This window comes from Flavobacterium sp. W21_SRS_FM3, assembly GCF_052113625.1.
In the GTDB taxonomy this organism is placed as follows: Bacteria; Bacteroidota; Bacteroidia; order Flavobacteriales; family Flavobacteriaceae; genus Flavobacterium.
The window spans coordinates 106920-125265 of record NZ_JBGQOD010000001.1; the positions used below are offsets into that span (position 1 = coordinate 106920).

Here is an 18346-nt window from a genome sequence, read left to right on the forward strand (position 1 = left end):
CAAAAAAAGGCGAACAAAAAGGATTTCCATTACTATCGGGGCTATTTTACCACTTTTATCTATCCTTAGAAAATCCTTTCAACTTACCCTATCAAATTATCTAAATATCTAATTGACAAATATTCTAATTAAGTTTACTTTTGCAAGATGATAAAATGGATACACAACCTGTTTACATCACCAAAAACAGAAGAAAATACAGATCATTCAAAACCAGAGGTCAACGAACACCACAAAAACGATATAAAAAGCATGAGTAATAAGTTTTTAATTGTAGGACTTGGCAACATTGGTGCTGAGTATGTAAACACAAGACACAACATCGGTTTTAAAATACTCGATCATCTAGCCAAAAAAGAAAGTCTATCTTTTGAAACCGTAAAATTAGGCGCACTGGCTCAATACAAATTTAAAGGAAGAACCTTTTTACTTTTAAAACCCAATACCTACATGAATCTTAGCGGTAAAGCCGTTAAATACTGGATGGACAAAGAAAATATTCCTCTAGAAAACATATTTGTAATTACAGATGATTTAAATCTTTCTTTTGGAACCATACGCATTAAACCAAAAGGTAGCGATGGAGGACACAACGGACTCAAAAACATCAACCTTGTCTTAAACACCAATCAATATACACGTTTCCGTTTTGGAATTAGTGATGAATTCAAAAAAGGAAAACAAATAGATTATGTACTTGGAGAATGGGATGAGGAGGAAAAAGCAGCACTTCCTGAACGTCTAGAAATAGCATCAGAGGTTATAAAATCATTTGGAACCGCTGGTTTAGAAAACACCATGACAAGCTACAATGGAAAATAAAAAAAGGGAAGTTCGCATCTAGAACTTCCCTTTTTTTAATATAATAACTACAATAGCTACTGAATAACTAATTTCTTAACTTCTTTTCTATTCCCATCAATAACTGTTAAGAGGTAGATCCCTGCCTGTAAGCTTTTATTTAAACTTATGTTTTCATTAAAGTTAAGCTGTCGTGCATACTCTTTTTCAAATAACTTTCTCCCTAGTAGATCATGGACCATTACTTTGATTTCGTTATCAGCACCGCTTGTAAATTCAATGGAGAAATCTCCTTTATTAGGATTTGGATACAGTACAAAATCATCTATTTTAAAATCATCAGTACTCAATGTAAATGTTTGAGTACATACAGTAATTGATGCTGAATTAACCGTTCCTGATTTTGTAGCATCAACGTCTCGAACTCTAAAAACCCAATTCCCTTGAGGGTTTTCACCATTAAAACGACTTAAAGATTCCATAGGATTAACTAACTGAAGTGCAGTAGACGAGCAGGAAAGCGCACCTCCATTATCATCATAATTTAAAATTAAATTAGTATTTGTACTTGTACAACTTCTATCAAATAATCTCACAACTGTATTTTGAGGACTCATCAGTTCGATTTGAACATCTGACATATAGGCGTGTCTAAAATCGACATTTAGACTCACTTTCGACACTACCGAAGTTGTTTCTGGTATAGCAATCGATCTAGTTGTGTACGATAAAACGCCGTCAGGGATAGAAATAGGTGCAGAAAAAGTATACGTTGCGCAAGATGAGCTTACAGTGTACCCAATAGCAAATGCTTTACTATTCACAGCATAAAATATATTTCCCACTGGCTCAATTAAAATCCTACAATTTTTTGCTGACACATTGGGAACAGTGATTGTTTCGCTGCCATCATTAGGTGTGTTCGCTGCTAAAATAGTTGGAAAAGTTAATCCATCATCAGTAGATAATTTAATATTAACATTAGCCGAACCTGCTAGGCTATTGCTATTGTTTACAGCCCAAGTGATTGTTTTACTCTGTCCTGAAAACCAACTAATGTTGTCCGTATTTTGGGAAGTAACTGCAAATGGACCTGCTGTTCCGCTTACAGTAATAATGGTTTCGTCTGAATTTGTTTGTGCGGTACCCTGCGCAGCATTATCACGAGCTGTAAGTACAAAATGCAAACTTCTTGCAACTGTAGCTACTGACTCCCATTTACTAGTTAACTTATTTGAAAGCACATTATTAAAGGATGGCATATACCTTACTGGACTGGCCATTGGAGCTAATGATCTAAAAAGCGGCCCATCTGGCTTTGTAGAAACAGCGATGCTATTATCACCACTAGTAGTTGTGGCACTATCATTTTGCTCCCAAGTATAGGTAAGATTATCCCCATTAACATCAGAACCCGCTCCTTTTAATACAAACGCAGTTCCTTTAGGGATTACATAATCTAAGCCTGCATTAACTATTGGAGGGCTATTAGTTAAAGTGGTAATTGCCGGACAAGTCTTTATGGCTAAGTTTTTTTGAATCTGTTGAATACTAGCATAGGAAAAATAATCATCAGAATTCGCCTGTACATCATAATCATTAGTAATACCAGCATATCCCATGATGGTTGACCCACTACCCGGTTCAACATTGACTCCTGTGCCTTCTAACTCATAAGAGAAAGTATGATTTGCACCCAGTTGATGTCCCATTTCATGAGCAACAAAGTCAATATCAAAGGTATCCCCTTCTGGCCTTCCGTCCCCAGGGGAAGTATACGCACTTCCTTTCCCATCTGGTAGGTCAGCAGTTGGAGGCACACAAATGCAGCCTATGCAGCCAGCATTCCCTCCTTCACCAGTAGCACCAAACAAATGACCAATATCATAGCCAGAGTTGGTAATTACTTTAGTTAAATTTTGCTGCAATTCTTGGCTCCATGCTCCGCCAACACCTATAGACGCCTCAGAATAAGGATCTGTTGTAGCATCCGTATAAATTAAAACGTCATTATTAGCAATTAAACTAAGCTTCACCGCAAGGTCTTTATTAAACACACCATTTACTCTTGACATAGTAGCATTCATAGCTACTAAAGCCTCAGGAACCGTACCTCCAAAATAAGCAGCATATTCCCCTGTACAAGATAAAGCCAGTCGCAATGTTCTAAAAGAACGATCGTTAGCCGCAGTTTTACTAGTCTTACTAAGTAATTGTTTATTGACAAGGACATCCTCTGTCTTACAACTAAGTGGAAGCATAGCCTTATCTCTGTTTTTGGACGTAAGAATGGTGTAATACGATTTATTCTCGGGATAAGATTCTATGAATTCCGAACCACTATTTGCTCTTAAAACCATTGTTTGTATACCTTTTGGTGACATACTAAAATTTAAAGAAGCCTTTTTATCTGTAATCCCAACTCCGGCATACGCTCTAATTTCAGGGAATCTTGCCTGTAATTCAGGTTCAAAGTTAGAGGACTCCCAGATTAAAAATTTCTCTAGAACTCCTTGACTGTTGGGAATTGTAATTTCCACCGTAGCTGACTTATTGCTATTATTTGTAATTGTTTCTAATTTTTTTTCTATAATAGCTTGATCTAACTGCAGGATGATGTTTTTGTCAGCAACGGTAGCGCTCAAATTTCTACCCGTAATTGACACATTAGTACCCTTCATAATTCTCCAAGGCGACTGATTTTGTGCGTTCATCATCAAACACCAATTAACTATAAATAAGAATACTATGTACTTTTTCATCTGTAAGAATATAATGAAACAAAATTAAAACATTTAAAGATAAATAAACACCCAAGTGCTAACAATTCAATAAAAACTCATTTTTTTAGAAAATCGACTCTTTCCAAAACTAGTTCCAACTAAAAAAACAATAAAATCAATTCTTGTTATTGTTGCATTTAAAATAGATAGTATAAATTTGCATAACCATAAAACAATCCCATTGAAGATTTTTCATTCTATAAAAGACTTTAGCTCTACAAAAAAAACTATTCTCACGTTAGGTACCTTTGATGGTGTTCATATTGGTCACAAAAAGATATTAGAAAAGGTAACACAGGGCACTCAAAATCACACGTACGAAAGTTTAGTTCTCACCTTTTTTCCACATCCTAGAATGGTTTTACAAGAAAAGTCTGAAATTAAACTTCTTAACACAATTTCTGAGAAAGTAGATTTATTGGAAAAAATAGGAATTGAAAACCTAGTTATTCATCCCTTTGATGAGACATTTTCAAGATTAACCGCCGAAGAATTTGTGAGCTCAGTTCTTGTAGATCAATTTCGTATTCATAAAATAATTATTGGCTACGACCATAGGTTTGGAAGAAATAGAACTGCCGATATCAATGATCTGATTGATTTTGGAAAACGTTATGGTTTTGAGGTAGAACAAATCTCTGCACAAGAAATCGATGCTATCTCAGTAAGCTCGACTAAAATCAGATCTGCTTTATCTGATGGTGATATGGCTCTAGCTAATAAATACTTGGACTATGATTACCCGTTAACAGGTACGGTCATCAAAGGAAAACAGCTGGGAAGAACTATTGGTTTTCCAACGGCAAACTTAAAAATTAAAGAAGACTATAAGCTAATACCAAAAAATGGTGCCTATATCGTCAAAAGCAGCATCGCAAACAAAGTAGTTTATGGCATAATGAATATCGGTTTTAACCCAACTGTAGCAGCTGATAGCCTATCATTAGAAGTTCATTTTTTAGACTTTAATGCCGATTTATACGGCCAAACCATCACCGTCTCTTTATTACACTACATTCGACCAGAACAAAAATTTGAATCGCTCGAACTATTAGTTAAACAATTAGAAGCAGACAGAACAGTAGCGCTAACCTACTGTAAAAAACTTTAATATTTAGTAAAAAAAACCTTAAATCATTTCAAGAATATTCCCATATTTTACGTAAATTTGATAGGTACTAGCCTGTATTTCAAGGAAGTAATTAGTTAACTTTAAAAAATTAACACATGAAATTACCAAAAGAATTATATAACGGTCTTATTATTGTTACTGGAATTGGCATCTACTTTTTGTTAATGGAGGCTTTACATCTTGCCGATTTGTATTATCTAAGGATGTTAAACATTCTATTTATTTTTTATGGGGCTAATAGAACTTTAAAATCAAATTACACTCAGGGCAAAACTATCTTTTCTTCCAATGCAGTTTCTGCATTAACTACTTGCCTTATTGGTGTATTTCTAAGTATAATTGGACTAATTGTTTATAGCTACGCTAAAGGGGGTGATCCATACGTTCAATCATTATCCGAGTCATTTTTATTTGGCGGACAACCCACAGTTGTTACTTATAGCATATCACTGCTTTTTGAAGGTATCGTATCTGCTGTTATTGTTACTTTCTCTTTACTGCTCTATTGGAAAAATCAATATCCTACTGATTAATTAAAAAGCACCTCTTTGCCTTCAATCTTAAAATGCATGTCTTAAAAACATGCACTATTAGAATTTAGCCTACATAAGGTTCAAAAGATCAATTACTAATTATAGCCACTTATCAATCAAATAATACACAGACTGAAACTTTATTTCTAATCCTAAAAAAAACCGCTATGAAATTTCCAAAAGAATTAATAAACGGAATCTTAATATTTATTGGTATCAGCATTTACTATCTATTAATGGGTCTTTTAGGGTTTTCAGATTTATATTACTTACGCTTCTTAAGTGTGTTGTTTGTTTTTTACGGCATTAATAGAACCATCAAAATGAATCTATCCGAAGGAAGGAAAAATTTAGCCACAGATGCAGGTTCTGCACTTATAACCGGAGTGATAGGAGTACTATTATCTATCGTCGGTATTATCGTATTTGCTTATCTAAATGGGGGTGACAATTATGTACACTCCTTACCAAAAACATTTTCTTTAGGAGGTGACCCTACTTTAATGAGATACTCCATTTCTTTACTTATCGAAGGAATATCTTCTGTAGTTATAATTACCATGCTGCTTTTGTTTTATTGGAACAACCGACTAACATCTGATTAACACTATATTTTACACTGAGCTGTTGCTTTTTCAAAGTTATTACATTGATTCTTTATTACAATTTGATTACTTTTGGTGCTTTAAAAAACCGCATCAATGAGCATTACAAAACATAATTGGACAAAAGAAGAAATTATTGCCATATATAATAAGCCTATGATGGACTTGCTTTTTGAAGCAGCTTCAACACATAGAGAACACCACGATCCAAACGTAGTTCAAGTCTCGACTTTATTATCTATAAAAACAGGTGGCTGTCCTGAAGACTGTGGCTATTGCCCACAAGCTGCGAGATACCATACCTCTGTAGAAGGAAATGATTTAATGACTGTTAGCCAAGTGAAAGCTCAGGCATTACGTGCTAAATCTGGAGGATCCTCTAGAGTATGTATGGGAGCTGCGTGGAGAAACGTTAAAGATGGTCCTGAGTTTGATCAGGTACTTGAAATGGTTCGTACAATTAACAAACTAGACATGGAGGTTTGTTGCACCCTTGGGATGATTACCGAAAACCAAGCCCAACGTTTGGCCGAGGCTGGTTTATATGCTTATAATCACAATTTAGATACATCAGAAGAATATTATAAAGAAGTCATTTCAACACGTGGATTTGAAGATCGTTTGCAAACTATTGAAAACGTCCGTAAAACTAACGTTACCGTATGTAGCGGTGGAATTATAGGAATGGGCGAAAGCATTGAAGATAGAGCAGGAATGCTTGTCGCACTTTCTACTTTGAATCCTCAACCAGAGTCGGTGCCTATTAATGCATTAGTTGCTGTAGAAGGTACACCAATGGAAGAAGAAAAACCGGTGGAAATCTGGGAAATGATTCGTATGGTGGCAACAACTAGAATCATTATGCCTGAAACACAAGTTCGTTTATCTGCAGGAAGAATGAACATGAGTAGAGAAGGTCAAGCAATGTGTTTCTTCGCTGGAGCGAATTCCATTTTTGCTGGAGACAAATTACTTACAACTCCTAATCCTGATGTAAACGAAGACATGAAGATGTTTGAGATGCTAGGATTAAATCCACAAAAACCATTTACTAAAGTATCACAACCTGCAACTGTAGAAGCACAAGATTCACAGTTCACTACTTTAGGTGAAAAACCAAAATGGTCTAGGCCAGGACATACAATAGACCGTAATCTTGAAGCGTCTACAAAAGGAAAGTAAACTATTCTATTTTTTATTAAAACCATCTTATAATTTTAAGATGGTTTTTTTTATAACCTGAAACAAATTTAATAAATTACTTTTTGGCTTAGCATTTGACCTTTTTCCAAAAATACATTCACTATTATCACTTGATGTGCAGCTTGTAAATTAGCAATAGTAAAACGAGGGCTGTTAAGTTTATTTTTTTGATAAAGCATTTTACCCGAAAGATCATAAACAATAATCTTTTCAATGTTATCTAGGGAAGAGTTTACTTTTAACTGTTTGTTTTTAGCATATACAGCAACAGCTTGCTGAGGTTGTGTGTATGTTGCTGTTTGTAACGTTTTATTTGTATAACGCAATACAAATCGATCATTAAAGATACCTTTCTCTGTAGAAAAGTTGTAGGACGACTGTTTTAAATTATGTTCCTTATTGCTTAATTTATCGAATATATAAACTTCTTGATTAGTCAAAATTCCATCAACCTCATCTATTTCAATAGAATAACTGCCCTCCATGGTGGCTTTATAACCTAAAACCACTTCGTCTCGATCGTTAAAAGGTAGGGCTTTGGCTTGTATCACTAAATTCTTACCTTCGCAAATACTGTAAAAATCCAAATATTTATTTGCATTAAAAGTTGTTCCATCTAAAAAAGTATCATAACCATCCGTCGCTCCTTCCATATAGCCCACTAGCATTTGTTTGAATGCGCCGTTAGAGTTATACATATTCAACCACAGTCTATGCTTATCAATAGCAACTTCTTCTTTGGTTTTTTTAGTACTATTTGATTTAAAAAAATTATTGTTTTGACCCACGACACGCATTTTATCACTAAATTTTACCATTCCTGTAGCTGATCCGGCTTGAACAAAAAAGGACTGTCCTGAGGCAATTTTACCAGTAGGACGGGAAATAATAGTTGCATTCTTGGAAGTACTAGTCCCTACCCCTCCTAATAAGTTGTAAACTGCATAATCATCTGAAGTATAAATATTATTAGTAATTGGAGTACTGTGTGACCATAAATAAACCGTACCTCTTAATACGCTAGCATTTTCTTTTAAAAAAACATCGGCATTGATTGCTGAAGGATAGGGATTTCCAATCAAGTTAAAACTTGAAGCAGGCCCCAAACCTATAGTTTTTTCTCCATTGTTAGGCACTCCTTTAAAGCTAGCCTCATAGGTAGCCCTGCTTTCATTTGAAAAACTTTGCGGTCCACGGATTATATAGCCTTTTGCTAAATCCATTGTTTTTGTTGGAGCTTCTCCCTGCCATGCATTGGATGTTGGATTGAACGAATAGAATTTATCCGAGCTAGTTTCGGGCGAGGTATTATACAACGTCTGATTACTAACTGGAGAAGACCAATAAGTATAGTCGTACTTCAATATGGGAGTAGTTTTTCGCTTCATTTGAATAGTTCCGGTATTGATAATTTCGTCATCTAATTGAAATAACGACGCATTATTCTCAAGAACTAAAATACCTGTGCCCGAATAATCAAAAGATAAAGACAAAGAATTATCCTCAGGTACAGTAACCGTTTTACCAGAATTTATTACGCATGAGCAAGCCTCGTATGTTCTTAGATTTGAAAAATCACTATTAAAAACTATTGTCTTATCTGCTGAAGGAAATCCATTATCCCAAACAGAGCCGTCCCAAACGGAGCTATTGCTGCATAACTTTATACGAGCTACACGATGTTTTGAGACCCCCGAAACTGAATTAAAATTGCCACCAATCACCACTTTATTAGTAGATGAAAAACAACTACTGTATAATGTGCTATTTAAAGTTACAGAAAATGTAGGGTCATAAAGACCATTATTTAACAAACGTGCCATCCTCTTGACAGGATTTCCATTATAATTACCCGAGAAAGTACCTCCTAATAGGATTCGGTTATCTGGTTGGACTAAAAGGGAGCGAACTTCTCCATTGCTCAGCCCAGTTCCCATGGTAAAGGTAGCATCAAGAGTTCCATTTGTATTTAATCTTAAAATTCTCTTGGCAGAAACGTTTCCATAAGTTAAAAATATTCCCCCAACAATTAATTTATTATCAGATTGCATAGCTAAAGCATACACATTTTTATCAAATCCAACTCCAACTGAAAAACTAGTATCGACGCTCCCGTCACTATTTAATCGTGTTATTCTATTGCAACTATTCCCATTAAAGTTAGAGAAACGCCCTCCAACTACTATTTTTCCATCAGGCTGTATTAATATGGCTTCAACTATACCATCTGCACCAGACCCTACATTAAAACTAGTATCTAACGCACCTGTCTGCAACAGTCTAAGAACCCTATTGGCTGTACTTCCATTATATAAAGTAAAGTTACCCACAACAATTATTTTACCATCTTGCTGTAATCCTAGCGCATAAATTTGATTGTTAGCGCCAATTCCAATGGTAAATCCTGCATCAATAGTACCATCATCTAATATTCTAGTAATTCTATTACTATTGACGCCATTATATGTAGTGAAACTTCCCGCAATAACTATTTTATTATCCTTTTGAATTAATGCCGTTCTAACAATATTGTTAGCGCCACTGCCTGAACGATTAAATGCAGCATCTAGCGTTCCGTCTTCGAACAGCCGAGCAATTCTTGGAGAGTTAACACCATTAAAGCGCGTAAAACTTCCAAATGCCATGGTCTTGGAATCTGGTAATGGAAGTACCTTAAATACAGTATTATCAAAACCAACTCCCGGAGTGAGATAAGCTGTATCTAGTAGGCCATCTGCATCAATTTTTGCTAACCTACCTTGGTTTTGTGATTCGAAAATCGAAAAAGAACCACCCACAAACCAAGAACCATCAGCAGCATTTTCTAAAGTATAAATTGCCGCACTAGAAGGACCGGATCCAATATCGAAAGTGGGCACTAATACTCCATTAGGATCTAACAATACTAATCTGTTTACATCTGTACCATTATATTTTTGATTAAATGATCCTCCAATCATAATATTTCTGCCCGAAGTTACCTTGATTACATTTATCCCATTATCCGAGAAGCCACTTCCAACAATAAAACTAGAATCTAAAGACCCATCATTATTAAGACGTATTATTCTGTTCGCAGTAACCCCTTTATACATTGTAAATACGCCACCAGCTAGAATTTTACCATCCGCCTGTATTGCTAAAGCAGTAACATTATCATTAAAACCAGTACCGATATTAAAAGTGGAATCAATGGTTCCATCAGAATTTAATCTAACTATCTTATTACAACTAATTCCGTTAAAAGTATCGAATGATCCAGCCACTATAATTTTACCATCCGCTTGGACTTTGACCTCACCTACTAAACCATTTGGCCCAGTACCAATTGAAAAACTACTATCAAGCGTACCATCAGGTAAAATTCGCACCACCCTATTTGTATTGGTTGTATTATATTTAGTAAAGCTACCTACAAGAATTGTCTTACCATCAGCTTGCTGCGCCGCAGCGTATACAATATTATTAACAACACCCAAGCCAGGATTAAAAGAGGCATCTCTAGACCCATTACTGTTGAGCCTAAGTATTCTTCCTGCTGCTGCACCATTAAAAGAAGTAAAAGATCCTCCAACAATAATTTTACCATCAGGCTGTAGTAATGAGCAGTAAACTTTACCATTCGGTCCCGTACCCATGTTGAATGCAGAATCGACAGTACCGTCGGGCTTTAATCTACTTAAATAAGGAAGCGAAATCCCATTAAAAAAAAGATAATCACCACCTACAATGAGATCACCATCAGATTGTAAAGCTATGGTTCTAACGATGCCATCAAAACCATCACCTTGAAGTCCGTCGTCAATAGTATTAAAGGTTGGATCTAAAACTCCTTGTTGAGCCATAATGGCGCCCGAAAAAAACAAACACATCAAAATCAAATAACAACTAAGTTTTGCATTCATATTGAAATGGTATAAAATTCATACTAAAACAATTACACTTTTAATTCGAAACATCTTGCCTTTCTCACGCTATACCCTAGCACTTACTTGCTTGGACAATAGTAGGCTTTCACTGATAAAAGTATTTCTATTTTTCTATGCCCACAATACCCACTTTTAGTGATTTTTACACAAATACAAATAATAATTCCTTGCTTAACAATGCATTATAAACAGACCCCAAATACCCATATAATTGCTTCTTTATATCCAAATTGAAACCTAGCATTAAATGATTGTCCATATGAAAAAAAGAAAAACCCCATTATGCAAAAGCATAATGGGGTCTTAAATAGGAAATTTACTTTGATATTTAGAATATAATTTTCTGTGTCATAACTTTTTTGTTGTCCAATATAACTTTAATGATTAAAACTTGATCACTTGAATTCAAATTATTAATAATAAACTCTCTTTTATCAATTTTTGAATTTAAATAAATCTGCCTTCCTGATAAATCGTAGACAAATATCTTCGCAATAGCATTTTCAGACGAGGTAATTTTAATTTCTTTATGCTTGGAAGTAATTACCACTCCGTTTTCTACAACTTCATAATCATCAGTGCCTAATGTTTTATTAGTGTAGCTCAGGATAAAACGATCATCAAAAGTACCAATTTCGGTAGTGAAAAGGTATGCACCCTCACTAAGGTCCTGAATTTTACCCATCAATTTATCTTCCAAAAATATTTTCTTATTAGAAAGTAAACCATCTGTTTGTTCTATAGCAATTTTAAATTCGCCAGCAATTGTTGTTTTATACCCTAGTGGAACGATATCATTTTCATCAAATGGTAATGCTTTACCTTGGATTGCTAATTTTAGATTTTCTTGCAAACTGTAAAAATTAACGAAAGCATTCGCATTGAAGCTTTTTCCATCGTAAGCACTATCATATTCATTTGTAGCTCCAGTGATGTACCCTATTAAAGTTTGCTTAAAGGCGCCTTCCGAATTCGTTAAGTTTAACCAGACTCTGTTTTTTTCAATTTTAGTTTCTAGTTTAGCATTTGACTTAGTTTTAAAAAACTGTGAATTATTAATACCCAGTAACCCACCACCTACTCTCATACTGTTATTAAAAACTGCATTACCTGCTGCTTTACTACTAGCAAAGAAAGATTGTCCTGCGGATATTGTAGCGGTTGGGTTACTATTATTTATAGCGTTTAAGATGGTTCCTACAGTTGTACTTACGGCGCCAGTTAAATTCAAAGGAGCATAATCATCAGATGAATATGCATAGACACCACTTCCCGGATTTGATACTCCTATACCAATATGAGTCTTGTGCGTCCAAAAATATAAGGTTCCATTTAACACTGAACTATTCTGCTTTATAAATAACTCGGCATCAATTGCAGATGGGTACGGGTTACCAATCAAATTATAGGTGCCTGCGTTTCCAACTGGTATTGAAATTCCCCCATTATTTGGTTCACCAATAAAAGAAGCTTCATGAATTCCTGTAGGTGGATTGGGAGCATAAAAGTTTTGAGGACCTCTAATAATATATCCTTTTGCAGGAACCATTTTGTTATTATAAGCATCCTCATTATTCCAATTATTTCCATTGGCATTGAAAGAATAAAATTTATCACCTAATGTATTTGGAGAGACTTTAAGTAATAATTGATTTTTAACAGGAGAAGACCAATAAGTATAATCAAATTTATCTATAATTGTGGTTTGCCTTTTATAAGTTATAGTACCTGAGTTTGGAATAGCTGGAGTGTCGTTTATTTGAACCAAACTTGCATTATTTTCAAAGGTTAATATACCGTTTACCTTAACATTATTTCTAATTATCAAACTGTGTCCAAGTTTAAACTCAACAGCTTTCCCTACATTTACGAGACAAGAACAGCCTTCTACAACTCCATCAGCATCATCAGTTATAGAATTAAAATTTTCCTCAAATACTAAATCTTGTTCGAGAGAAGGACCACCAATAATGCTCCAACTACCTCCGCTCCATTTGTTAATGGGGATGTTTTTTGTAACAGAAACTATTTTTGCCGCAGAACATCCAGTTGCCGTGTTGGTTACAGTTAAGGTATAAGTACCTGCAGTAGTTGCTGTAGCATTAATAGTATTCGTTGCGCCAGAGAAAGCGCCGTTAGTGGTTGACCAAGAATAAGTAACAGCTGAACCTTGAGAACCAGCTCCACTTAAAGCTGCAGTAGCATTAATGCAAGTAATTTCAAGAGGACCATTGACAACAACTGTTGGCAATGCATTTACCGTAATTTTAATCGGAGTTGAAGTATTGAAACAGCCACCAGAAGTTACTGTTCTTCTATACCATGTGGTCTTAGTTAAAGCTCCTGCTGTATATCCAATCAAATTACTAGTTCCTGAAGCCGTACTAAAACCTGAAGTTTCACTTGTTATACTACTTTCCCATAAATAAACATAACTACCACTTCCCCCGCTTGGTGTTGATCCTATTAAAGGTGATGGAGACGTAGATGCACAGATATTTTGAGATGAACTAATCCCATTATTAGAAATAACTGGACTAACCATCATTGTCATTTGTGATGCAGCACTCCTTATATATACAGCATTCATTAAAAGACTATTCAAAGTGGGAGAACGATTCCCCGATGCGTCTGTTAATCTTCCCACAACTATATTGCCGGCATTGGTCCAGTACATTGGTTTTCCCAACGTTGAAGTGGGCGAAATCCACACCTGTGCGCCATCAACATATAAACGACCATAACCATCTGAAGGGTCATACCTGAAACGATAATTATGGAAAGTATTATCACTTGGAATTGGAAAATTTCCGCTAGTAACCGTTGTAAAAGACCCAGCACCGTCACTCACGCGGTAAGAAACACTAAAATTTGAACCACCTGTGATAATCAGTGAGTTTCCCCGACTAAATAATTCACTTGTAGTTTCATTTCTTACATATTTTACACTGTAATCGATGCCTTCACTATTAAATTCTGGTGCTGTTCCATCAAAAGTTAAATTTATATCAGTTTTAGGTGAAGTTATAGGCGCAAGACTAAGTTTTCCATCAGCTCCTGTAACATATTGGCCAGAACCTGAAAGTGCATCCATTCCATAATCAGAATCTGTAATTGCCTTTGTCGGGTCATTCCAAGAAAAATTAAGAATTGGTTGTGTGAGTGAACCAGAAGCACAGGCATCATTAGAAGTTAAAACAACAGATAGCTGATCTCCGTTTACGGGAGTATAGGAATATGTAGGGCTATTTGTACCCACATTGGTGCCGTTTAGCTTCCATTGATAAGCAGGTGAGGGTCCACCATTAGTTGGTGTGGCTGTATTGGTTACAGGTGTACCACTGCAAACTGGTAGTGAAGGGTTTGCGGCAATACTTACACCGACAGTACTTAATGGACTTACCGTAAATGAACTTGTGCTTGTTGCAGTGCCACCTGGTGTTGTCACTTTAATCGTTCCTGTTGTTCCTGCCGCGGGTGTAGCTGTAATTTGAGTTGGTGAATTTATAATGAAAGAAGCGGCAGGAGTCCCACCAAATGTTACTGCGGTGGCTCCCATAAAATTTGTCCCTGTTATTTTTACTGGAGTTGAATTAGCACAACCACTTGAAGGACTAAAACTCGAAATACTTGGAATTTTTGAACCTTCTAATGTAATATTATCAACTAATAAATATGTTCCATCAGCACCACTTTTATCCGTTTTATAAATATAAATAAAAACGTTTCCTTGATTATTAATGACAGAAGGTAATGCGACAGTTTTTATTTCTACACTCGTTTTAGGAACATAGGCGGAGCCTGACACAGGAGTGATCGTTGTGCCATTATCTATGCTGTAACGTATATCAAAATTTTTTATATTACTATTTTGTGCACCATTACAATAAGAAAAACTCAAATTGGCAAATCCAGTAGTATTGACTGCAATTCGATAATAGTCATCAGCATTCCAGGCATTTCTAACGTAAGTTGATGAAGTACTCCCTCCGCAACCATTATAATTATAGTACATGTTATTACCAACTCTATTTTGACTAAAAGTAGAAGCACTAGCGGTATTATTAATATTTGGAGCTAATGGATTAGAAGAATTATCAAAGTTATATTGAACTAGAGTAGTCTGACCCATACTATTCGTTACATACAGAATAAAGAAAAGAAAAAGAAATAGATTATATGTTTTTGAAAGAAAGATATTCTTAAAGTAAAATTGTTTCATAGGTGAATTTTTGATCCGTGGCAAATCATTTTAGGATTTTAATTTCTATTTAATAGTTCATCCTCGCGTGAAAATAGATTATAAAGAACATACAAATCAACAAAGTCGGTCAAACGGCACAATTTATCGTTAAAACACATATTTCGTAGTGTTTTTAGATAAAAAAATGTTAAAATTTAATCTTTCACGTACAATTTTTGGAATGGTATGTTAAGAACAATTCCTCCGATAAGCGTATAGAGAAGGAGTTAATTTTAAAAGGTATTAAAATTTTACATTTAATGGATTACTTTTTTTGTGATGATTTTCCCATCCGATAAATTGGCCTTGAGCAAAATAAGAATACCATTAGACAAGACGTCTTGAATAATAAATTCTTTGTCATTTATCTTACCGCTCTTATAAATTTGCCTACCTAACAAGTCATAAATTTTCACTTCTTCTATGTCATTACTTAATGATTTTATTTTAATTGCATTATTTTTAGAAGAAATTACAAGGGTGTTTTCTGCAGTATCTACATCGTCTTTTTCTCCATCTTTTTTGGTGTACTTTAAAGTGAAACGATTATTATATGTGCCTTTTTCCGTTTTAAAAATGAAATCTGACGCTTGCAGATCATGCATACTATTTGTTGTATGGTCCATTAAGTATATAGATTTTCCTTTAAAAAAACCATCCACTTTATCAATACTTATTTTAAAATCTCCAGAAATAGCAGATCGATAACCTAAAGCGATTGTATCTGAATCTATAAAAGGCAATGCTCTTCCTTGAATAACTAAGTTTTGATCTTTATTAAGGCTGTAAAAATCTAAGTAGGGATTTCCATTATAGGTAAAACCATCATATCCATTATCAAAATCATTAGTCGCTCCTGAAACATAACCAATCAATGTTTGCTTGAATGCTCCTTGTGAATTGGACAAGTTCAACCAAATTCTGTTTTTTTCAGCTCCTTTTTCTTTCTTAGCCTTTACAGTACTTTTAAAAAACTGAGAGTTATCCCCTGTGACTAGACCCACACCTACTCGCATAGAATTGTTGAATGTTACTAGTTTACCAGTAGAAATACTTGTTGTAAAAAAAGATTGACCTGAACCTATTTTACCAGAAGGAATAAGATTCGGATTTAAACTAGTAGTACTAGCTGCCGTACCAATACCCACTCCACCAGTCAAGTTGTATGAAGCGTAGTCATTTGAAGTGTAAGCGTAGGATCCAGAACCAGCACTGCCATCAGTAATATCTGTTGCTAATTGGATTGGCGTATTATGAGTCCAAAAATAAATCGTACCGCCTAGAATAGTATTGTTAAACGTTAAAAAAGTATCCGCATCTAATGCAGAAGGATATGGGTTCCCTATTAAGTTTGAAGTTCCTGTAGGCCCAATTGGTACTGATAAATTTCCATTGTTAGGCACACCAGAAAATGTGGCTAGGAATGGTGCGGGAAATGGCGGCAATGGAGCAATATATTCTGGTCCTCTTACAATATAACCTTTACCAACTGCCATTATTGTTGCTGAAGATTCTTGCTGCCAGTCCGGTGAACTGGCGAAAGCGTTGAAGGAGTACATCTTTCCAGAAAGTGTATTTGGAGACAGCGCTCCTAATGTAACACCAGTAACTGGACAAGACCAATAAGTATAATCTGTGTTAGATACAGCTGGAGTTACCCTTTTATATATAATACTCCCCACGTTTAAAGCAGCATCATTTACTTGTACTAAGCTCGCTTTATCTTCAAAAGTAAGAGAACCACCAGATACGGTTACTCCGTTGGTAATTGTCATAGTACGTCCCGTACTTACCGTAACCGCTCCAGAATTCACTTGACAGGAACATCCCTCTACATCCAAAGTTAATGGAGAATCTCCATTAAATATAATATCTTTCTGATCAGTAGGAAGTCCATTTGACCATGAAACTCCATCCCAAACCGTTGTAGGTACAGCCAAGTTCACATTTACCGACGGAGATATGCATCCTGAAGAATTCTTTGCAGTTACTGAATAGTTCCCTACCGGTAGCGAATTAAAAATTCCAGTTGTATTTGTATATGAAACACCATCTATGCTGTAGGTCATTCCAATTCCCATAGGGTTTGTTATACTAATTTTACCTGTGTTAGCAGTGCAACTAGGCTGCTCTACTATTACCGTTGGCGCGATGGTAGTAACTCCTGTATTAACACTCACTAAGGTTTGCGCAACCATTGGATTAGCCACTATAGGAGATTTCATTGCTACTTGATAATAACCAGCGTTTGCTGCCGATGCGGTCAAAGTGTATAAAGGATTACTAGTGAAAGGAGTTGGGGTAAGTCCTGGACCTGACCAAGAAAAAGTATAAGCCCCCCCTTTAGGCGGAGGAACCGCAGAAAGAACAATAGAATTACCAATACAAACTGGAGTATTTGAAACTGCATACCCCGTGCCTCCCAGACTTATAATGTCTGAAAAACTGACAGAAGCTCCCCCGTTACCATCGCAGCTTGCTAACAAGTTAGTCCCAATAAAAATGCGTTCAGATGCATTACAACCAGCTCCGTTTAACTTTCCATTACCTTCAAAAAAGAGAGATGAACCAGTGGCTAGATATAAACGATTATTTCCTGCAGAAAAATTGATTGAAGCATTGTTTTTAATAATAAGCTGCACTGTGCCTAAACAAGTAAGATCCAGTGCAGTGTTCATATTTAGCACTACTCCATTTACACCATCCCCTATAATTAGCTGTCCATTACAACTGGTAAGCGGAATGCTTCCGCAAACTAAAGCACTTGCATTGACTGAAGAAAGGATCGAACATTGCGCTTTTGTTTTTTCACAAATAATAGAAAACAACAGTGAGATGACAATAATTTTTGATTTAAGTAGTAATTTTACCATCACTTTTTATATTGAATTAATAATATAAAACATGTAGGTTATGAAATTAATTTTCAAAGCAGTTGAGGTTATATAAAGATAAAACGATTAAACCTTAACATAAAAATAAAACGTTAAAAAGTCATTATATCCGTCCAAAAACAATATATATATCCGATTAATCGCCTCATTTTTAACCAATTATCACTTTAATTGATTATTAACTTAATCATATGTAATCTCTTATTTTTAAAATGAAAACATT

The 18346-nt window shown here is 35.3% G+C and carries 9 protein-coding genes; 5 read left to right on the forward strand and 4 right to left on the reverse strand.

The genetic code is table 11. From position 1 onward, the window contains the following. The first annotated feature begins 147 nt into the window (after positions 1-147). The gene (pth, locus tag ACEN2K_RS00490; protein WP_441757348.1) at positions 148-822 is read left to right on the forward strand and encodes an aminoacyl-tRNA hydrolase; all 675 of its coding nucleotides are present in this window, start codon (positions 148-150) and stop codon (positions 820-822) included. 56 nt (positions 823-878) lie between these two features. On the opposite strand, the gene ACEN2K_RS00495 is transcribed toward pth, so the two are convergent. Beyond that, a complete protein-coding gene (locus ACEN2K_RS00495; RefSeq protein WP_441757349.1) occupies positions 879-3563 on the reverse strand; it encodes a zinc-dependent metalloprotease in 2685 nt (894 codons plus the stop codon). Between the two features lie 202 nt (positions 3564-3765). On the opposite strand from ACEN2K_RS00495, the gene ACEN2K_RS00500 reads away from it, so the two are divergent. The 4 genes from ACEN2K_RS00500 to bioB all read left to right on the forward strand — a co-directional run bounded on the left by ACEN2K_RS00500 (position 3766) and on the right by bioB (position 7036). Continuing rightward, positions 3766-4695: a bifunctional riboflavin kinase/FAD synthetase gene (locus tag ACEN2K_RS00500; protein WP_441757350.1), complete on the forward strand. Its 930-nt coding sequence runs from the start codon at positions 3766-3768 to the stop codon at positions 4693-4695. Positions 4696-4811: 116 nt separating this feature from the next. Next, positions 4812-5249 carry a hypothetical protein gene (locus tag ACEN2K_RS00505; protein WP_441757351.1) on the forward strand — a complete coding sequence of 146 codons (438 nt, stop codon included), beginning with the start codon at positions 4812-4814 and terminating at the stop codon, positions 5247-5249. 167 nt (positions 5250-5416) lie between these two features. Next, positions 5417-5854 (forward strand): hypothetical protein, encoded by a 438-nt coding sequence (locus ACEN2K_RS00510; RefSeq protein WP_441757352.1) that lies wholly within the window; start codon positions 5417-5419, stop codon positions 5852-5854. Positions 5855-5950: 96 nt separating this feature from the next. Then, positions 5951-7036, forward strand: coding sequence for a biotin synthase BioB (gene bioB / locus ACEN2K_RS00515; RefSeq protein WP_441757353.1), 1086 nt, complete (start codon positions 5951-5953; stop codon positions 7034-7036). Between the two features lie 68 nt (positions 7037-7104). Here bioB and ACEN2K_RS00520 read toward each other — a convergent pair whose 3' ends face one another. The 3 genes from ACEN2K_RS00520 to ACEN2K_RS00530 form a co-directional block, all read right to left on the reverse strand. Continuing rightward, a complete protein-coding gene (locus ACEN2K_RS00520) occupies positions 7105-10962 on the reverse strand; it encodes a T9SS sorting signal type C domain-containing protein (RefSeq protein WP_441757354.1) in 3858 nt (1285 codons plus the stop codon). A 352-nt stretch (positions 10963-11314) separates the two neighbouring features. Further along, positions 11315-15208 carry a T9SS sorting signal type C domain-containing protein gene (locus ACEN2K_RS00525; protein ID WP_441757355.1) on the reverse strand — a complete coding sequence of 1298 codons (3894 nt, stop codon included), beginning with the start codon at positions 15206-15208 and terminating at the stop codon, positions 11315-11317. 278 nt (positions 15209-15486) lie between these two features. After that, positions 15487-18102 (reverse strand): T9SS sorting signal type C domain-containing protein, encoded by a 2616-nt coding sequence (locus tag ACEN2K_RS00530; protein WP_441757356.1) that lies wholly within the window; start codon positions 18100-18102, stop codon positions 15487-15489. Between the last annotated feature and the right edge of the window lie 244 nt (positions 18103-18346).